Origin of the sequence: Planococcus kocurii (genome assembly GCF_001465835.2) — a bacterium.
Taxonomy (GTDB): Bacteria; Bacillota; Bacilli; order Bacillales_A; family Planococcaceae; genus Planococcus; species Planococcus kocurii.
In genome coordinates this window covers 1,304,688-1,324,392 of record NZ_CP013661.2, presented here as the reverse complement: position 1 = coordinate 1,324,392, position 19,705 = coordinate 1,304,688, and the positions used below count along the sequence as shown (strand labels likewise).

Below are 19,705 nucleotides of genomic sequence, written 5' to 3'. Positions count from 1 at the left end.
ATAATGAAAAGTATAGTCGAAGTCGAAGAAATAAACGACTGGAAATTGGATAAACAAGAAATATGAAACTATTTTTAGTTTAATTCGTAAATACAAACAGATACAATCTAGCGAAGTTTGTCAGTGAAGCGAAGAGAAGCTTACGATAATTTGAGAGGGGAAGATTATTTTGAAAAAATGGATCTTATTTATGACTACAGCTACTTTAGCTATCGGTCTTTCTGCATGTAGCGAAACTGCAGAACCGGCATCTGGTGATGAAACGACAAAAGGAGAAGACAGCAAGTTAACCGTACAAGAGGTCTATGAGAAGTCAGTAGAGGCATCTGAAGACATTACGAGTGTACATGCAGATATTGTAACCGATCAAACAATCGCGATGCAGGGCGATGGCATGGAAATGGATATGACAGTGAGTTCTTCTATGGATATGACCATTGATCCGGTAGCGTTCTACCAAAAAGCAGAAACTTCCGTTGTGTCTGAGGACATCGACAACAGCAATCCGATGAGCATGGAAATGTACTTCACCGAGCAAGGCATGTACATGTACGAAGAAACGATGGCGACTTGGTTAAAGATGCCGGATGCAAGCATTGAAGATTTAAAAGCACTCGCTGATCAGCAAACGGTCAATCCTTCTCAACAGCTTGAAGAACTAGCGGAGTTTAAAGATGATTTCACATTTAAACAAACTGAAGGTGAGTACATTTTAACGCTTGATGCCTCCGGCGAGAAGTTTAACGAATTAATGAATCAACAACTAGAGAAAACGTTAGGGCAAATGGAACTTGAAGCACAAATGGCACTAGAAGACATGACAATTCATGCTGTTAATTATGTGATCTATGTAGATAAAGAATCCTTTTTAACGACAGGCATGGATATGAAAATGGATATGGACATGAATATTGAAGATGAAATGATGAACATCAAATCTGATATGCAAGCTGACTACAGTAGATTCAATGAAATTCAATCCATTACTGTACCAGCTGAAGTAGTAGAGCAAGCGCAGGAAATCGCAGGTTAATCGAATAAGATCAAAAATTTCAAGTTACTAGAGAAGAACACAGTCTGTCAATAAGATTTTCTATAAGAACAGAAGAGCATGCCGAAGTGGCATGCTCTTTTTATATTTGCCCGAATTACAATTTTTTATAATTCGATACTGTGTTATGTAAATGAAAATTATTCTCAATTAACTATTGACTCGTCTTTCTAGCATGCTATACTAAAATACGTAAGTCAGTGATAATGATTATCACTACCGAATAATCAATAATTAGTTATTGAATACAGATGAGGGACAGTCGTGAAGAAGCGTTACTTAATACCAACATTAATCATACTGTCGATCATTTCCTTGTTTGTCGGAGTGAGCAGTATCAGTGTAGCTGATTTGCTTGATTTCCAATCGGAAGAGACACAGATATTCTTGATCAGCCGACTGCCAAGGTTGGTCGCGATTTTGCTGGCAGGTGCAGGGATGAGTATGGCAGGACTCATCATGCAGCAGTTAAGCCGCAATAAGTTCGTGTCTCCGACAACGGCAGGTACATTAGACGCCACACGGCTTGGGATTCTAGTATCGATGCTATTATTTGCAAATGCAACGATGCTAGAAAAAATGACAGTGGCTTTTGCTTTTGCGCTTGCCGGTACGTTTCTTTTTATGCAAATACTAAACCGCATCAAATTTAAAGATGCGATATTCATACCGTTAGTCGGTTTAATGTTCGGGAACATCCTGTCTTCGATTACAACGTTTTTCGCTTACCGAGCGGATGTAATTCAAAACATGTCCGCTTGGTTACAAGGTGACTTTTCGATGGTCATGAAAGGAAGTTATGAACTTCTCTACATCAGTGTTCCGGTTTTTATCATCGCTTATTTGTACGCTAACCGCTTTACAGTGGCAGGTATGGGTGAGGATTTCTCTAAAAACTTAGGGATGAAATACCGGAGTGTTGTCAACATCGGATTGACACTCGTAGCCTTAATTACAGCGACGGTTGTCTTGACGGTAGGGGTTATCCCATTTCTTGGGTTGATCATTCCGAACATTGTATCGATCTTCAAAGGAGATCATCTACAAAAAACATTGCCACATACGGCAATGCTTGGCGCAATTTTCTTGCTGGTGTGCGATATCTTGGGAAGAGTCTTAATTTATCCATACGAGATTTCCATCAGCTTGATGGTTGGCGTGATTGGAAGCTTTATTTTCCTCTTCTTGTTGTTTAGGAGGAAAACGTATGCGTGATCTACATAAAATGCTTATACTTGTCGGCTTGGCTTTAGCCGCTTGTAGTTTATATTTATTTCAAGACTTGAATGGCAGTTTCGATTATGCGCTGCCAAGACGTGGTGTTAAAGTGTTTGCCATGGTCTTAACAGGAGTCGCGATTGCTTATGCAACAGTTGTCTTTCAGACCATTACCCATAACCGGATATTGACACCGAGTATTATGGGCTTGGATTCACTGTATATGTTGCTTCAGACGGTGCTGATCTTTTTCCTTGGTTCAGATCATGTCACAATCGTCAATAAGCAAGTGAACTTCTTGTTGTCGATTGCCGTCATGGTCATCTTCGCCTTGTTGTTCTACCGCTTGCTTTTTAAGAAGAATGATCGACCGATTTACTTTCTCCTGTTGGTCGGGATCATTTGTGGAACCTTTTTCAGCAGTATTACCACATTCTTGCAAGTGCTCATTGACCCGAACGAATTTTCAATCATCCAAGACCGAATGTTTGCGAGCTTTAATAACGTCAATTCAGATTTGGTGTGGACCTCCCTCGTCATCATCACGCTGTTGATTGCCTTTGCTTGGAAACAAAATTCGTCTTTAGATGTTCTAACTTTAGGGCGTGATACAGCCATCAATCTGGGTGTGAATTACGATGCATTAGTAAAGCAAATGCTCGTGTTGTCTGCTGTTTTGATTGCGGTTGCTACAGCGCTTGTTGGACCGATTACCTTTTTTGGTTTAATTGTCGCAAATTTATCGTATCAATTCTTTACGTCCTATAAACATTCGGTCTTGTTAACCGGATCCATTGTCATCAGTGTAGTGGCCTTGGTTAGTGGCCAGTGGGTAGTGGAACGAATTTTCACTTTTAATACAACATTGAGCGTTATTATCAATTTTATCGGTGGAATTTATTTCATCTATCTACTATTAAAGGAGAGTCGATCTAAATGATCCAAGTTCGCGAATTGACAAAGTTATACGGGAAAAAAACGGTCGTGGAAAACGTTACTGTTGATATCCAACGCGGTCAGATTACGTCCTTTATCGGACCGAACGGCGCGGGTAAGTCCACGTTATTGTCAATGGTCAGTCGCCTGTTGGATGCAGATACCGGTGAGGTGCTTATTGATTCAACCAATACCAAAAAGTTGAAATCCAATGACTTTTCAAAACGTGTATCAATCTTAAAGCAATCTAACTTTATGAATGTCCGTTTGACCATTCGCGAGCTTGTTTCTTTTGGGCGCTTTCCTTACTCAAAAGGTCGCCTCAACGATGAGGATGAAAAAATGGTTGATCAATCTATTGATTACATGGATTTGAAAGAAATGGAAAACTCTTATCTAGACGAATTGTCAGGTGGTCAGCGTCAGCGTGCATTTATTGCGATGGTGATTGCGCAAGACACTGACTATGTCTTATTGGACGAACCGTTAAATAACTTGGATATGAAACATTCTGTTCAAATTATGAAAATCTTGCGTCGCTTAGTCGATGATCTTGGCAAAACAGTGGTCATTGTGTTGCATGATATTAACTTTGCTTCTGTGTATTCAGATCGCATCGTGGCACTGAAAAACGGTCGTGTCGTAAAAGACGGAACGACCGAAGAAATTATCCAAAGTGCTGCATTAAAAGAAATCTACGATATGGATATTCCGATTCAGCAGATGAATGATTGCCGGATTTGTGTGTACTTTAATTCTTAAAAAAGAGGAGTTCGAAATAGAATGAAAAAATGGATAGTAGCAGCAGTAACATTAATGATGGTCGCGTTTTTAGCCGCGTGTGGGTCAACTGAAAAAACGACGGAATCTGACACAGCGACTGCAGAATCAGAAGAAATGACAGTGACTCATGAACTTGGTGAAACGACTTTTAACAAAAATCCTGAAAAAGTAGTAGTATTCGATTTTGGTGTTCTAGATTCAATGGACAAACTAGGTATTGAAGCTGTTGCAGGTGTTCCACAAGCTAATATTCCGGCGTACCTTGAGAAGTATGAGGATGCCGAAAAATACGAAAATGTGGGCACTTTAAAAGAAGCGGATTTTGAAGCGATTAACGCAATGAAGCCAGACTTAATCATTATTTCAGGTCGTCAAGCAGATATGTACGATGAATTTTCTGAAATCGCGCCAACAATTCATATGGCTGTAGATACAGAAGATTATATGGGATCATTTAAAGAAAACATGACGACTCTTGGAGAAATCTTTGGAAAAGAAGATCAAATCACTGAAGAACTTGCAGCGATTGATACAAAAATAGAAGAAGTAAAAGAAACGGTAAGTGGTTCTGCTGAAAAAGCATTAATCATTCTTGCCAATGAAGGCAAAGTAAGTGCATATGGCGCAGCTTCACGTTTTGGTTTGATCCATGACGTATTCGGTGTAAAACAAGCAGATGAAGGCATTGAAGCTTCGACTCACGGACAAAGTATTTCTTACGAATATATTTTAGAAACAAATCCGGATATGATGTTCGTTGTTGACCGTAATGCAGTTGTTGGAAATGGAACCAATGCAGCAGATTCTCTTGAAAACGAATTGGTTCAAAAAACGAATGCTTATCAAAATGATAAAATCATCTACTTGGATCCAGATTTCTGGTACTTGTCAGGTGGGGGATTACAGTCTGTTACTCAAATGGTAGCTGACGTGCAGTCTGCATTTGAACAAAACTAACTGAAGAAACGAAATCATTAGTAGAGTCTCTGCAAAATACCTATTATATTGTTGCGGTAAGAAAAAGGTGGGCCTGTCACGGGTTCGCCTTTTTTTGTTGAATAAGTAAGAGTGAAAAAATGGATTATAGTATATGATGTTTGTATAGGTTTTGTATAGTTGATATAGTAAGATAGTCAGGTTAGTGACGAATACATATTGAAGAGATGGAAGTGATCGCATGTTTCTAGCATGGAACGAAATTATCAAAAACAAATTGCGCTTTACACTGATTATCGGTGTCTTGATGCTGGTTGCATACTTGGTATTTTTCTTATCAGGATTGGCGAATGGCTTAGCAAGTTTGAATAGGGAAGCTGTCGATAAGTGGGATGCGGACGCTATCGTGCTGACTGAGGAATCGGATCAAAGTTTGACACAATCGTCTCTTTCGATTGATGCAGTTGACGAAATTCAGGCGGATGAGACAGCTGTTTTAGGTCAACTTAATGCCATTGCACAAACCGGAGATTTAAAAGCAGGCGTCTCTATTTTTGGGATCAACAGCGACGAATTTATTATGCCGGAAGTGATAGAAGGCGAAGAATTTACTGATGCTAATGAAGTAATTGCAGGAGATGCACTGAAAGATGAAGGCTTTAAATTGGGTGACACGCTCAGTTTATCTTCAACAAAAGAAACTTTGAAGATAGTCGGTTTTACAGACCAGGCGCGTTTTAACGCGGCGCCAGTTCTTTATACCACCCTAGAAACACTTCAGCTTGTAAAGTTCGGTGAAACAGCAGAAAACGACAGTCAAATTAGTGCGATTGTTGTACGGACAGAAGATATTTCCGCCACTACGGATGAGAACGGCTTGGCAACAATCGAAACAGAAACTTTTATTGAAAGTCTTCCTGGATATACTGAACAAAGTCTAACGTTGAATTTTATGATTTACTTCTTATTTGTCATTTCGTCAGTAATCGTCGCGATATTCCTTTATGTCTTGACGGTTCAAAAAATTAGTATGTTCGGTGTTATGAAAGCGCAAGGAATTCCGAGTGGCTATCTGGCGCGTTCAGTTATTGCGCAAACAGCGATTTTGGCAGCGATTGGTGTCGCGGTAGGACTTGGTTTGACGCTCTTCACTGGAGCTTTTCTACCAAGTGCCGTTCCAGTAGCATTTGATATTCCGACGATGCTGATTTACGGAGTGGTACTCATTGCGGTCGCTATTTTAGGAGCTGTATTCTCTGTGTTGACGATAGTGAAAATTGATCCATTAAAAGCGATTGGAGGTTGAGTCATGGCAGTATTAGAATTGAATCGAGTAAAAAAATCATTTGGTACAGGTCATAAGAAAGTGGATGCGTTAAAAGAAACGAATTTTCAAGCAGAACAAGGAGAACTGATTGCGGTAATTGGGCCTTCGGGTTCCGGAAAAAGTACGTTTCTGACGATTGCTGGTGGTCTTTTATCTCCAACAGGAGGAGATATTCTAATCAACGATACGAATATCTCCTCGTTAAATGAAAAACAGCTTTCCAAAATTCGTTTAAAGGAAATAGGTTTTATTTTGCAAGCTTCAAACTTGGTGCCGTTTCTAACAGTGGAAAAACAATTAAAGCTATTAGACAAAGTTAAAAAAGACAATATGAACAAAGAACAACTTGAGCAGCTTTACAAAGATTTGGGAATTGGTGACCTTCGTAGTAAGTATCCTTCAGATTTGTCGGGAGGAGAACGTCAACGAGTGGCCATTGCAAAAGCCTTATACAGTAATCCGTCCATCATTTTGGCGGATGAGCCGACAGCTTCTCTAGATTCTGATCGTGCTTATGAAGTGATGGAGTTATTGAAGGCGGAAACAAAAAATAAGAAAACGACAACCATTGTAGTGACCCATGATATTCGACTCGTTGATTATTGCGATAAGGTGTATAAAATGGTCGATGGTGTGCTAGAGCTGCAGTAAACTAAACGATGTTCGAACTGCACGTGCATCAGTAATTCGACGTAATCATTTGTTTCGACTGTCAAGAAAAAATGCCACATGAAAAGAAGAGGAATCCCTAGAATATCGAGGGATTCCTCTTCTTTTCGGTTAAATCAGGAAATGGTTTTTTGCGGAGAGGGTGCCTCGCCTAGTTGGTTTAGTCGCTGTGCAAATGAATCATTGTGACCTACCGGCGAACCGTGAAGGACGTCTTGCATTGAGTAAGCTTGTGAGCCATGCTCTGAAAAGTCTAGGCCAGCTTCTTCGTCTTCAGCGGTAACTCGGAGTGGCACGATCCTGCCGATAGCGAATAAGACGATACCAGTTGATAGAGAAGCCCATGCAATTACCGCTAGCACGCCGACAGCCTGGAGGCCAAGAATTTCTGTTCCACCTCCGTAAAACAAACCATTAGTAGTGTCAAACAAACCGACTGCGAGCGTCCCCCAAATGCCTGCAATTCCGTGGACGGAAATCGCACCAACGGGATCGTCAACCCGAATTTTTGAATCCAGTAAGCGAATAGCTTCAGTCATAATAACCCCGGCCAGTAACCCGATCATCATAGCGCCAAAAAATGATACGTTTGCTGCACCTGCAGTAATGCCGACAAGACCGGCAAGAGCACCGTTCATTGTTAAAGAAGCGTCAATGCGTCCGTAGCGAAAGCGGGTGTATCCAGCAGTCGCAATAATCCCAGCGGAAGCTGCTAGTAATGTATTGGCAATTACTGGCGGCACGAGAGTCGGGTCCGCTGCCAAAGTACTGCCCCCGTTAAAGCCGAACCACCCAAGCCATAGGATAAAAACACCTAATGCACCTAGTGGTAAACTATGCCCTGGAATCGTGTTAACTGATTTTCCGCTATACTTGCCGATGCGAGGACCTATTTTCCAAGCGGCGATAAATGCAGCTACTGCCCCAGTTAAGTGAACGACCGTTGAGCCTGCAAAATCAATAAAGCCGATTTGTGACAACCAACCGCCGCCCCATACCCAGTGCCCTACAACCGGATAAATGACTGCAGTCATGGCGATAGTCAATAGAATATAGGCAGATAAGTTCATTCGTTCTGCTACAGCTCCAGAAATGATTGTTGCGCAAGTTGCGGCAAAAACAGCTTGGAATACAAAGAATCCGATATCTTCAACGCCAGTTAATGCAAATCCTTGTGTGCCGATCAAGCCGAAAGATGAAGGGCCAAACATAAGGGCGTATCCAACGATAAAGTAAAGAATGGAGCCGAGTGAAACAGTGATCATGTTCTTCATTAAAATATTCAAGGTGTTTTTAGATCGTGTAAAACCGGATTCCACCATAGCGAATCCTGCGTGCATAAAAAATACCAACATTGCTCCGAGCATGACCCATATCATATCTACTGAACTTTGAACTGCTTCCATCCAATCTCCTCCTTATCCAATTGCGACTGTGCCGCGTTCTTTGGTTCTGATTCGTATCGCTTCTTCGACAGAGAAAATGAAAATTTTACCATCCCCGACTTGGCCGGTTGAAGCGTATGCTAGTAAAGCTTGAATAATATCTTCAACTTTGTCGTCAGCTACTACCATCTCGAGTTTCAGTTTTGGAGAAAATTCCATTGTGTAAGTATTCCCGCGAAATAAGCCCACTCGTCCTTCTTGCTTTCCGATTCCAGCAATTTCAGTTACACTCAAACCGTCTATTCCTTCAAGTGCTAAAGCCTGTCGCACATCTGCAAAAACGGAAGGTCGAATAATCGTTTCAATTTTTTTCATCAATTTCTCCTCCTTTATGTTAGGTTTGTTAACATAATAGTTTATATTTTCTGATAATGCAAGAGGTTTTTTTATTTGATGTTAGTTTTAGTTACATGAGAATAAATGGGAGTGGATTCGTATGTATAGAATTTCGGAAAAACTGGCTGAACTGGGAATGCAAAGGATAGAGGGGTTTCCGGTTGAAGGTTTTGTATGGGGAAGTGGACCTGGAAATCCAGTGATTATGCTGGTGGGAGAAGCACCTGGAGAGAACGAGTTAGAAACGGGAATACCGTTTACGGGAAGAGCAGGAAAAGAATTGATGGCTTCTCTTGAGAGTGTAGGTTTAGCTAGAGAAGATGTTTATATTACGAGTGCGGTTCGAAGTAGACCTTATAAATGGGGAACTAAAAAGAAACGTAACGGAGAAACAATCGCCAGAAAATACAACCGGGCACCGACAAAAAAAGAAATCATTGCGCATGCGCCGATATTGGATACGGAGATTCAAGCTGTTCAGCCGCCGATAATTGTGACATTGGGAAATGTCGGATTGCAACGGTTGGTCGGTTCGAAGGCGAAGGTCACGGAACTTCACGGTGTGCTAATGGAAACACCGATTCTCTATTGGAACGAAGAAGAGAGTTGCTTTAAAGAAACAACAGAGGTCTATCATATTTTCCCTACATTTCATCCAGCCAGTGTTTTTTATAATCCGTCAGTTCGTATGTTGAAAGATGCAGATTGGCAGAAGTTAAAAGAACTTCTCGGGGGAGCGAAATGAAAGATGGATTTTACTTGGTTGAAAAACTCCTCGTTTTGAGCGTTTTTAACGTATAATAACTTTATTCACTGGAATTTAGAAGCGAGGCATGGTTATGGATAATACAGTTTTATTTGCGCTTGGATTGACTCTTTTTGCTGGACTGGCCACAGGGATTGGCAGTTTGATCGCATTTTTTGCATCCCGTACGAATACAAAATTTCTATCAATTTCATTAGGGTTTTCAGCAGGAGTGATGATTTACGTTTCGATGATTGAAATCTTTTTTAAAGCAAAAGATGCTTTAACGAACGCACAGGGAGAGGTTACTGGCTACTGGCTGACACTCGCTGGCTTTTTCGGCGGAATGGTTTTTATGGCACTAGTAGATCGTATTCTTCCGCAATTGGGGAATCCACATGAAGTCAAAACGGTAGAGGACATGGACGATGGACCGACCAACGACGAATATGCTCGGCTACGGAAAATGGGTATTTTTACAGCATTAGCAATCGGCATTCATAATTTTCCGGAGGGGATTGCCACGTTTATGTCGGCAATACAAGATCCGGCTCTTGGAATCGCTATCGCAATTGCAGTAGCCATTCATAATATTCCGGAGGGGATTGCCGTCTCAGTACCAATTTACTATGCAACTGGAAGTCGGAAAAAAGCACTTAAATACAGCTTTTTATCGGGTATTTCAGAACCTGTTGGAGCGATTGCAGCGTGGCTCTTCTTAATGCCATTTCTCAGCGACACCTTGTTTGGCATTATATTTGCGGGTGTAGCGGGTATTATGGTCTTTATCTCGCTTGACGAGTTATTGCCTGCTGCAAAACGCTATGACGAAGCCCATCTATCCATCTACGGGTTAGTAGCTGGCATGGCCGTTATGGCTGTCAGTCTGGTATTGATCGTCTGATTTTGAAACTTTCTGCCCCCTCTTCTCGTAGTAAAGAGAAAAGGAGGCTTTTTCTATGGATATTAAACGCATTGAACAAACTTTCTCGGACGTGTCAAAAACAACAGGATGGGCTGTAGACAAGCGGATTGCGTTAGCTGTCACTAACATATATTTGTCTCAGGACCAGGCTTTTGATGCAGAAAAGCATGAAGCGGCTGTCGAAGTGATTAAAAAGAATGAGGGGTGGACTTCGCCTTTGCGCTCGCATCTGCTTCATGTAGCAGCAGCTTTTATGGTTATGAAAGAAGAGGCTGTAGAAAGTTCATTGAAGCTAGCCAATCAAAATCAAAAAGCACTTAACGATGCAGGTTTTTGGAAAACTTCCTATACCTATTTAGCTGCATTGCTAATGAAAAAACCGGAGGAAGCAGAACAGGCAAGAGCGTTGTACAAAGAAATGAAAAAGCATCATAAATTTCTAACGTCGAATGAAGATATTCCATATGCCGCTTTATTGGGTAGCCGGGAAGGGTCGCTTGAAGAACGAGCGGCAACGATGAATAGGTATTACCGTGACCTCCGCGAACAAGGCTTCACTATGGGGAATAATCTTCAATGGCTGTCTCAAATTATGACCTTTGATTCATCTGTTTACGACGCAAAAATAGTCGGTAAGGTTTTGGCGATTCACCAATTTTTCAAAGAAGAAAAAATCAACATCAGCCTAGCGCAATATCCTATTCTTGGATTTTTAGCGGTGACAGAAATTGACGGTAAAGCTTTAGAGGGAGTTGTAGAAAATACGCGTGAATTAGAAAAAAATAAAATCTTTCGTTGGTACAAAGATATGGCTTTTTCAACAGCTGTCCAACAGGCAATGGCTGACAATATAGAAGTACGAGATGTCGCGACTATGACTTTTGCTACTTCATTGGAAACTTTAATGCAAGCACAACAGGCAGCGATGATGGTCAGTATTAATGCGGCCATTATCTCGTCATCAAACACTTCTTCTAGTTGAAAGTGGAGATAACGTATTGACTGAAGAGATTTATAAAAGTGTAATTATCTGAAAAGAGAGACTTTTTTATTGTACTTGTTACTAATCTGTCTAAAGCGTATAGTTGTGTAAAGACGTTACTATGCATGTGTAAAGACAGGAGAATGACAATGGCAACGATAGCTGAGAAAAAAACAGGTCCTATTTCAAGAAATAGATTGTTAGGAATTGCGGGACTGGGGTGGCTTTTTGACGCAATGGACGTCGGTATTTTGGCTTTCGTTATTGCGGCATTGCACGAAGATTGGGGATTGACGTCCAGTCAGATGGGGTGGATTGGTAGCGTCAACTCAATTGGAATGGCGGTTGGTGCATTTGTTTTCGGGATTTATGCAGATCGTGTAGGCCGAAAGAAAATATTCATTATTACCTTGCTGTTGTTTTCAATTGCTAGCGGAATTTCTGCTTTTACAACAACACTCGCGGCATTTATGATTTTACGGTTTTTTGTGGGAATGGGATTAGGTGGTGAGCTACCGGTAGCTTCTACTCTGGTGTCCGAAAGTGTACCAGCAAAAGAGCGGGGACGTGTAATCGTTCTATTAGAAAGTTTTTGGGCCGCAGGTTGGCTAGTCGCTGCTGTTATTTCGTATTTCATCATTCCATCTTTTGGTTGGCGGGTTGCGCTGTTATTGACTGCGTTGCCAGCATTTTATGCCTTATATTTGCGTATCAATCTACCAGATTCACCACAGTTTTCTGCGAAAAAAGATGTGTTGCGATCAATTTCGACGAATATTAAAGACGTTTGGTCAGAGAAATACAGACGTCCAACTTTAATGCTATGGATTGTCTGGTTCACAGTAGTATTTTCATATTACGGCATGTTCTTGTGGCTTCCAAGTGTCATGGTGTTAAAAGGATTTACGTTAATCAAAAGCTTCCAATATGTATTAATTATGACCTTGGCCCAATTGCCAGGCTACTTTTCAGCTGCTTGGCTTATCGAACGGGCAGGTCGGAAATTTGTGTTGGTCACTTACTTAATCGGTACAGCAATTAGTGCGTTGGCTTTTGGTAATGCGGACACCATTACGTTGTTAATCGTTTCGGGTGCTTTCTTATCGTTCTTTAACTTGGGTGCTTGGGGTGCGTTATATGCCTATTCCCCAGAGCAATACCCAACAGTTATTCGCGGTACAGGTACAGGAATGGCGGCTGCTTTTGGTCGCATAGGTGGAGTTCTTGGGCCGCTTCTAGTCGGTACGTTGTTAACAGCTGGTGCGAATCTCAATGTAATCTTCGGGATTTTCTGTGTCTCCATCCTTATTGGAGCGCTGGCTGTAGCATTTCTCGGCAAGGAAACAAAACAATTGGAGTTGGAATAGTGTAACTCAATGAAAAACGTATCCTGACTCTTCAGGATGCGTTTTTTAGCAACCTGAAGGATAAATAAAGGGTTTTTTCCATAATATAGCCAATACTGTAGTAATAGAAAAAAGTTAAGACGGGAGTGGAAGTGAAGAAATGGAAATGATTATTTATTCGGACTCAGCCGTGTTCTTAGAAAAAGTATCACCTCTACTGTATAAAAACGAGGACATTCATAGTTTATTCCTAGGTGTTCTCGGACAAATACATGCGAATCAATACGAAGACTATTTTTTAGCGCTCGTCGAAACTGATGATGAAATTGTAGCAGCTTGTTTAATGACACCGCCACATGCTTTGCAATTGATAGTTTTTCAAACTTTTCCTCAAATTGAACGAGAGATTGTTGGACATCTGCAAAATTTAGGAATTGAGGTGAGTGGAATAGTCGGTGAGCAAACCACTTCGCGCTTGTTTGCGGAGGCTTGGACAGAGCGGACGGGAGAACAAGTAAATATACTAATGGATCAAGGTCTTTACCGAATTGAAGCAGTCAATAAAGGCTTACGAAAGAGCCGGGGTTCTTGGCGGATTGCTAGTAAGAAAGATGCAATAATATTGGAAGAATGGTATCGGCTTTTTGAAGAAGAAATAGGAATTGGCCGCTCTACTCAAACACAAATTTCGCATAAAATCGCTGGATTTCTAGAAAGAAAAGAAGTTTACGTCTGGGAAGTAGATGAGCGAGTGGTCTCTTGTATGCAAAAAAAACGCCCTTCAAAAAACGGAATTACCGTATCTTTTGTCTTTACGCCAAATGCTCAGCGAAGAAATGGATATGCTCAAACACTGGTAGCAGAAGTCACGAACGAATTACTGCTGGAGTATGATTTTGTTATGCTTTATACAGACCTTACAAATCCGACTTCAAACAAAATTTATAGAGAAATTGGCTATGAGCAAATCGCCAATCCGGTTCACTTAATTTTTGTGGAAAAATAATTTTTAGCTAAACAGGCTGTAGGAGTAAAGAGCAACTCTAGAGGGTATAAAAAGGTAGGTTGAAAGAAGCAGCGGGGAGGAAAGTCTATGATTCGATTTGAAAATGTTACAAAACGCTTTCCAGATGGAACGGAAGCATTAAAAGACATTTCACTCGTTCTACCGACAAATGAATTGACTGCCATCATCGGTCCTAGTGGCTGTGGTAAAACGACATTAATGAAAATGATTAATAAACTAGAAAAACCAACTGAAGGAAGTATTTTCATTGATGAAAAACCCATCAATGGAATGGATGAAGTCCAATTAAGACGTTCAATTGGTTATGTGATTCAACGTATTGGACTATTTCCTCATATGACCATTTCAGATAATGTGGCGCTTGTACCTAAATTGCTGGACTGGACAAAAGACAAAAAAGAACAACGTGTACGTGAATTGCTTCAGCTTGTTGGTTTAGATCCTGAAGTTTATATGGAGCGTTACCCACTCGAGTTGAGTGGGGGACAGCAGCAGCGTGTAGGAGTGGTTCGGGCGTTAGCGGGAGATCCAAATATTGTTTTAATGGACGAACCCTTTTCAGCACTTGATCCTATTAGCCGAGAACAGCTGCAAGACGAACTTCGAAACCTTCAACAAACCATCAATAAAACCATCGTTTTTGTTACCCATGATATGGATGAGGCGTTGAAAATTGCTGATTCTGTTATTCTTATGCGCGATGGGCAAGTTGAACAAGTAGGCACCCCCCAGCAACTTATTGATAACCCTGCAAACGAATTTGTTCGCAGCTTTATTGGTATAGAGCGCATCAATCAAAAACGCACATTTGGAGACAGAAAATTGCTCGAATTTCTGGATCTTTTTACAGAAGAATGGGCTGGGGATACCGAGGAAATTTCTGCTGAACAAACGATCGAGAACGCTTTTTTGCAACTGGATAAAAGCGCAAAAAATTACTTGGCAATCGTTCAAGGGGCGCAGGTCGTGGCTTATGCTAATGACCGAGACTTATTGAAAGCGGCACTTGCTAAAGAAACGGGGGCAACGGCATGAAAAACTTCCTAGACACCCTCGTTAGCCGTCAGGATATGATTATTGGTGCGCTTTTAGAACATATGTATTTATCATTTGTAGCCGTCGCAATTGGTATCGCAATTGCGCTGCCACTAGGAATTCTCATTACACGCTATCGGCGCTACGCTGAATCAATTATTGGGGTAACGGCTGTTTTTCAAACGATTCCAAGTCTAGCGCTATTCGGCTTTTTGGTACCTATTTTAGGAATTGGTTCACCTACTGCATTAATTGCACTTATTATCTATGCTTTGTTACCGATTTTGCGAAATACGTATGCAGGAATTGTAGGAGTCGATAGTTCCACGATCGAAGCAGGACGTGGCATGGGAATGACGCGGACGCAGATTTTACGACAAATTGAATTGCCGCTAGCGTTACCGTTTATCATGGCGGGTATACGTACGGCTACTGTACTAACTGTAGGTATCGCCACACTTGCGACATTTGTTGGAGCTGGTGGTTTGGGTGATATCATCTACCGAGGATTGCAGTCTTATAACAATTCATTAGTCTTGGCTGGTGCCTTACCAGTTGCTCTACTGGCAATTGGTTTTGATCAAATTTTAAAATGGATTGAAAAAAGAGCGACACCAAAAGGTTTGAAAACATAGGGGGGAACAAGATGAAAAAAACGACATTAGGAGTTTTTTTGGCTGCAACTACAGTCATTGCAGGATGCGGGTCAGGTGGAGATGAGTTAGATCCAATCGTCATTGGCGGTAAGCCATGGACAGAACAATATATCCTGCCACATATTCTCGGTCAGTATATCGAAGCCAATTCGGACTATACTGTGGAATACGAAGAGGGATTAGGAGAAGTGTCGATTTTAACTCCTGCTTTAGAAAAAGGCGATATTGATATGTACGTGGAGTATACCGGTACCGGCATGAAGGACGTATTGAAGAAAGAGTCTGTTCCGGGTCAATCTTCGGAAGAGGTATTAGATATTGTAAGAACAGGTTACGAAGATACATTGGGTGCGACTTGGCTAGAACCACTTGGCTTTGAGAATGGTTATACGTTAGCGTATTCAAAAGATAGCGGCTATGATGCAAAAACCTATTCAGATTTAGCGGAAATTTCGCAATCAGAAGAAATGCGTTTCGGAGCACCACATCCTTTCTATGAACGCAAAGGAGATGGCTACGAGGATTTGATCGCCACGTATCCATTTAAGTTTTCAGCAACTGAAAGTTTTGACCCAGCAATTATGTATGAAGCTGTTAAGAGTGGAGAAGTAGAAGTTATTCCAGCGTTCACTACAGATAGCCGCATTGAATTATTTGATCTTGAAACGACAGAAGACGATCTGTCGTTTTTCCCGAAATACGACGCAGCTCCTGTTGTGCGGATGGAAACACTCGAAGAGTACCCGGAACTTGAAGAAGTACTGAGCGGGCTGGCTGGACAAATCAGCGAGGAAGAAATGTTAGCAATGAATTCTCGCATTGATGTTGACCAAGAAATTGCAGCTGATGTCGCTCGCGAATTCCTAATCGACAAAGGATTAATTGAAGAATAAAAATGATTCCGCGGTCTCGACTGCGGAATCATTTTTATTTTAGTCAGAGAATCTGGCGCTTTTCTAGCTGTCTAACTCGCCTATGAATATACGCTTTTCTTGTAGCATTTGAGTAGGTATTCTTGTACAATGTAAATAATGAGTGAATAGTCATTCAATTCAGTTAAGTAAGAACGTTTTCATAAAAATAATACACGGTGGGGTGAAGGGCATGAGAGAAGTTGTCATTATAGAAGGTGTACGGTCAGCTGTTGGGAGAAGAAAAGGGCAGTTTGCAGATCAGCGTCCGGATGAATTAGCAGCTTTAGTATTAGAAGAGTTAGTCTCGCGTGCAGGTGTAGACAAAAGTGAAGTAGAAGATATTATTTTAGGTTGTGTTTCACAGGCTGGAGAACAAGGCGGCAATATTGCGCGTACAGCATCGTTAATTGCAGGTTTTCCAGATTATGTACCGGGTGTCACAATTGATCGCCAATGCGGTTCGAGTCAGCAGGCTGTGCACTTCGGTGCTCAAGCAATTCTGGCCGGAGATATGGATATTGTCATTGCGGGTGGTGTGGAAAGCATGACACGCGTACCGATGTTTTCCAATATGCAAGGTGCAGCGCTGAGCGAAAAACTGACAGATCAATACGAAATTATCAATCAAGGGTTATCGGCAGAGCGTATCGCAAAGAAATGGGGATTTACGCGGCAACAGCTTGACGCGTTTGCGGTACAAAGTCATGAACGCGCACAACATGCTATTGGGGCAGGCCATTATAAACGTGAAATTGTTCCGATTCGCACACAAGGTCCAGACGGCGAAACGCGAATGATTGATGAAGACGAAGGACCGCGTCCGGGTACAACGGAAGAAGTGCTAGCTGGATTAAAAACAGCTTTTGATGAAAATGGTGTGATTACTGCAGGCAATGCGAGTCAAATGAGTGATGGTGCTTCTGCTGTTCTCTTAATGTCTAGTGACAAGGCGAAAGAGCTTGGATTGAAACCGAAAGCGCGCATAGTGGCACGTGTAGTAGTCGGTTCGGATCCGACATTGATGCTGACTGGGCCAATCGCAGCAACTAAAAAAGTTCTCGCCAAAGCAGGACTTGAAATCAATGAGATGGACCGTTACGAAGTCAATGAAGCATTTGCGCCAGTCCCGCTAGCTTGGTTACATGATATTGGTGGAGATCCTGAAAAACTGAATGTTAACGGAGGCGCAATTGCGCTTGGTCATCCGCTTGGTGCGACAGGTACTAAATTATTAGTGTCGTTACTACATGAATTAGAGCGAACAGATGGCCGTTACGGATTGTTAGCCATTTGTGAAGGAATGGGAATGGCCAACGCCACTATTATTGAAAAGCTATAGCAGGATTGAAAACTAAGGGGGAAGAAGATGGAATTTTCACAAGTAAAAGCAGTGGTCACGGGTGGAGCGTCTGGGCTTGGTGAAGCGACAGTACGCCGTATAGCAAAAAGTGGCGGGAAAGCAGCTATTTTTGATTTGAATGCAGAACGTGCAAAAGTGCTTATTGAAGAATTGGGTGAAGGCTCGGTCATTTATAAAGAGACGGATGTTACTAACGCATCACAAGTTGAACAAAATATAAACGACACGCTTGAACAGTTCGGGGGTATTAATTTAGTAGTCAATTGTGCGGGGATTGGTACTCCAGGGAAAGTAGTATCCAAAGGCGAACCAATTGCGCTAGACCAATTTGAAAAAGTCATCAAAGTAAATTTGGTCGGTAGCTTTAATGTTATTCGTGTTGCAGCAGCAGCTATGCAAAAAAACGAACCAACTGAAGATGGTGAGCGAGGGGTGATTATTTCAACAGCATCGGTCGCGGCTTATGAAGGGCAAATTGGACAAGCAGCTTACAGCGCATCTAAAGGCGGAGTTGTCGCGATGACGTTGCCAATTGCTAGAGAATTAGCGAGAGATGGAATTCGAGTTATGGCAATTGCGCCGGGATTAATGGAAACACCAATGGTAGAAGGATTGCCAGATGCTGCAATTGCTTCATTATCTGCAGCCGTACCATTTCCAGCACGTCTTGGAAAACCCACTGAATTTGCACACCTAGTAGAAAGCATTACGACAAATTCGATGTTAAATGGGGAGACGATACGACTCGACGGAGCAATCCGCATGCAACCGAAATAAGGGAGATGGAAAAGATGGGGAGATACCGTTTCGAAGAAGATGAACACGTGATGTTCCGGAAGTCCTTGCGGAAGTTTTTAGAAAAAGAAGCGGTTCCAAACTATGATCAATGGGAAAAAGATCGCCTTATTCCGAAATCTTTTTGGAAAAAGCTCGGAGATATGGGTTTTCTGAGTCCTCAAATAGAAGAACAATACGGGGGGCTTGGTCTAGATTTTCGTTATGCGGTTGTTATCGGAGAAGAAATGGAACGCGTAGGAGCCAGTTTGACGGGGGTAGGCCTACATAATGACATTACGGTTCCTTACATCGAAGCGTATGGAAATGAAGAACAAAAACAGCGTTGGCTACCGGGTTGTATTTCGGGAGATCATATTACAGCGATTGCGATGACAGAGCCTGGAGCAGGATCAGATCTTGCGAATATATCAACTACAGCAGTTCGAGACGGCGACAATTATATTGTTAATGGGCAGAAAACTTTTATTACGAATGGCATTAACTCGACATTGGTGTTAGTTGTTGTAAAAACCGATCCGAAAGCACAACCGAAGCATCGTGGGATTTCGCTATTAATGGTAGAAGAGGGGACACCAGGTTTTCAGAAAGGGCGTAAGCTCGACAAGGTAGGTCTCCATGCTCAAGATACATCCGAACTGTATTTTGAGGATTGCATCGTCCCTGCAACGAACTTAATTGGCGAAGAAAATAAAGGCTTTACTTATCTGATGGAAAAACTGCAGCAAGAGCGACTAGTCGTCGCAATGGCAGCGCAAGTAGCTTCAGAAGATATGTTAGAAATGACGTTGGAATACGTGAAATCAAGAAAAGCCTTTGGCAAGCCGATCGGTTCGTTCCAAAATTCTCAGTTTAAACTAGTGGAGATGGCGACAGAAATTGAACTGGGTCATTCGTTTTTAGAATCGCTCATTGAAGATCATATGGCTGGAAAAGACATTGTTTCCAAAGTATCGATGGCGAAATTTTGGCTGACAGATACCGCCAAGAAAATATCCGGTGAGTGCATGCAATTACACGGTGGATATGGCTATATGGAAGAATACAAAATTGCACGTCGCTACAGGGATATTCCAGTGGCGGCGATATATGCCGGTTCCAACGAAATCATGAAAACCATCGTTGCTAAACGAATGGGACTGTAAGTGAAAGGCGAGCGGAAAAGAAGGCGAATCTTGCCTGATAGGGACACCCATTCATAATAATAAAATTAGAGTGA

The 19,705-nt window shown here is 41.7% G+C and carries 20 protein-coding genes; 18 read left to right on the top strand and 2 right to left on the bottom strand.

Translation table 11 applies throughout. The features are described 5' to 3' along the window. Positions 1-169: 169 nt before the first annotated feature. From AUO94_RS06495 to AUO94_RS06465, 7 genes are all read left to right on the top strand, one after another. The gene (locus AUO94_RS06495; protein WP_058386453.1) at positions 170-1,033 is read left to right on the top strand and encodes a DUF6612 family protein; all 864 of its coding nucleotides are present in this window, start codon (positions 170-172) and stop codon (positions 1,031-1,033) included. Positions 1,034-1,315: 282 nt separating this feature from the next. Beyond that, positions 1,316-2,266, top strand: a complete 951-nt coding sequence (locus AUO94_RS06490) for an ABC transporter permease (protein ID WP_058386452.1) — start codon at positions 1,316-1,318, stop codon at positions 2,264-2,266. Beyond that, a complete protein-coding gene (locus AUO94_RS06485) occupies positions 2,259-3,209 on the top strand; it encodes an iron chelate uptake ABC transporter family permease subunit (RefSeq protein WP_058386451.1) in 951 nt (316 codons plus the stop codon). Before AUO94_RS06490 ends, AUO94_RS06485 begins: the two co-directional genes overlap by 8 nt. Continuing rightward, a complete protein-coding gene (locus AUO94_RS06480) occupies positions 3,206-3,967 on the top strand; it encodes an iron ABC transporter ATP-binding protein (protein WP_058386450.1) in 762 nt (253 codons plus the stop codon). The genes AUO94_RS06485 and AUO94_RS06480 overlap by 4 nt, the downstream gene beginning before the upstream one ends. 21 nt (positions 3,968-3,988) lie before the next feature. Continuing rightward, positions 3,989-4,945, top strand: a complete 957-nt coding sequence (locus AUO94_RS06475; protein WP_058386449.1) for a siderophore ABC transporter substrate-binding protein — start codon at positions 3,989-3,991, stop codon at positions 4,943-4,945. Positions 4,946-5,165: 220 nt separating this feature from the next. Next, on the top strand, positions 5,166-6,230 hold the full coding sequence (locus tag AUO94_RS06470) for an ABC transporter permease (RefSeq protein ID WP_058386448.1): 1,065 nt from the start codon (positions 5,166-5,168) through the stop codon (positions 6,228-6,230). A 3-nt stretch (positions 6,231-6,233) separates the two neighbouring features. Beyond that, a complete protein-coding gene (locus tag AUO94_RS06465; RefSeq protein ID WP_058386447.1) occupies positions 6,234-6,902 on the top strand; it encodes an ABC transporter ATP-binding protein in 669 nt (222 codons plus the stop codon). Between the two features lie 134 nt (positions 6,903-7,036). Here the strand turns inward: AUO94_RS06465 and AUO94_RS06460 are convergent, their stop codons facing one another. Next, the gene (locus tag AUO94_RS06460; RefSeq protein ID WP_058386446.1) at positions 7,037-8,326 is read right to left on the bottom strand and encodes an ammonium transporter; all 1,290 of its coding nucleotides are present in this window, start codon (positions 8,324-8,326) and stop codon (positions 7,037-7,039) included. Positions 8,327-8,338: 12 nt separating this feature from the next. After that, on the bottom strand, positions 8,339-8,680 hold the full coding sequence (locus tag AUO94_RS06455) for a P-II family nitrogen regulator (protein WP_058386445.1): 342 nt from the start codon (positions 8,678-8,680) through the stop codon (positions 8,339-8,341). Between the two features lie 121 nt (positions 8,681-8,801). On the opposite strand from AUO94_RS06455, the gene AUO94_RS06450 reads away from it, so the two are divergent. The 11 genes from AUO94_RS06450 (at position 8,802) to AUO94_RS06400 (ending at position 19,631) form a co-directional block, all read left to right on the top strand. Further along, positions 8,802-9,446 carry a uracil-DNA glycosylase gene (locus AUO94_RS06450; RefSeq protein WP_058386444.1) on the top strand — a complete coding sequence of 215 codons (645 nt, stop codon included), beginning with the start codon at positions 8,802-8,804 and terminating at the stop codon, positions 9,444-9,446. A 94-nt stretch (positions 9,447-9,540) separates the two neighbouring features. Further along, positions 9,541-10,350, top strand: coding sequence for a zinc transporter ZupT (zupT, locus tag AUO94_RS06445; protein ID WP_058386443.1), 810 nt, complete (start codon positions 9,541-9,543; stop codon positions 10,348-10,350). A gap of 55 nt (positions 10,351-10,405) precedes the next feature. After that, a complete protein-coding gene (locus AUO94_RS06440; RefSeq protein ID WP_058386442.1) occupies positions 10,406-11,353 on the top strand; it encodes a DUF4003 family protein in 948 nt (315 codons plus the stop codon). A gap of 149 nt (positions 11,354-11,502) precedes the next feature. Beyond that, positions 11,503-12,720: an MFS transporter gene (locus AUO94_RS06435; protein ID WP_058386441.1), complete on the top strand. Its 1,218-nt coding sequence runs from the start codon at positions 11,503-11,505 to the stop codon at positions 12,718-12,720. Positions 12,721-12,859: 139 nt separating this feature from the next. Then, the gene (locus tag AUO94_RS06430; protein WP_058386440.1) at positions 12,860-13,705 is read left to right on the top strand and encodes a GNAT family N-acetyltransferase; all 846 of its coding nucleotides are present in this window, start codon (positions 12,860-12,862) and stop codon (positions 13,703-13,705) included. 87 nt (positions 13,706-13,792) lie between these two features. Beyond that, on the top strand, positions 13,793-14,761 hold the full coding sequence (locus AUO94_RS06425) for an ABC transporter ATP-binding protein (RefSeq protein ID WP_058386439.1): 969 nt from the start codon (positions 13,793-13,795) through the stop codon (positions 14,759-14,761). Then, a complete protein-coding gene (locus AUO94_RS06420) occupies positions 14,758-15,396 on the top strand; it encodes an ABC transporter permease (protein ID WP_058386438.1) in 639 nt (212 codons plus the stop codon). The genes AUO94_RS06425 and AUO94_RS06420 overlap by 4 nt, the downstream gene beginning before the upstream one ends. An 11-nt stretch (positions 15,397-15,407) precedes the next feature. Continuing rightward, on the top strand, positions 15,408-16,310 hold the full coding sequence (locus AUO94_RS06415; protein WP_058386437.1) for a glycine betaine ABC transporter substrate-binding protein: 903 nt from the start codon (positions 15,408-15,410) through the stop codon (positions 16,308-16,310). A gap of 211 nt (positions 16,311-16,521) precedes the next feature. Next, positions 16,522-17,670 (top strand): thiolase family protein, encoded by a 1,149-nt coding sequence (locus AUO94_RS06410; protein ID WP_058386436.1) that lies wholly within the window; start codon positions 16,522-16,524, stop codon positions 17,668-17,670. A 27-nt stretch (positions 17,671-17,697) separates the two neighbouring features. Further along, the gene (locus tag AUO94_RS06405) at positions 17,698-18,468 is read left to right on the top strand and encodes a 3-hydroxyacyl-CoA dehydrogenase (protein ID WP_058386435.1); all 771 of its coding nucleotides are present in this window, start codon (positions 17,698-17,700) and stop codon (positions 18,466-18,468) included. Between the two features lie 14 nt (positions 18,469-18,482). Beyond that, positions 18,483-19,631 carry an acyl-CoA dehydrogenase family protein gene (locus AUO94_RS06400; RefSeq protein WP_058386434.1) on the top strand — a complete coding sequence of 383 codons (1,149 nt, stop codon included), beginning with the start codon at positions 18,483-18,485 and terminating at the stop codon, positions 19,629-19,631. Positions 19,632-19,705: the final 74 nt, after the last annotated feature.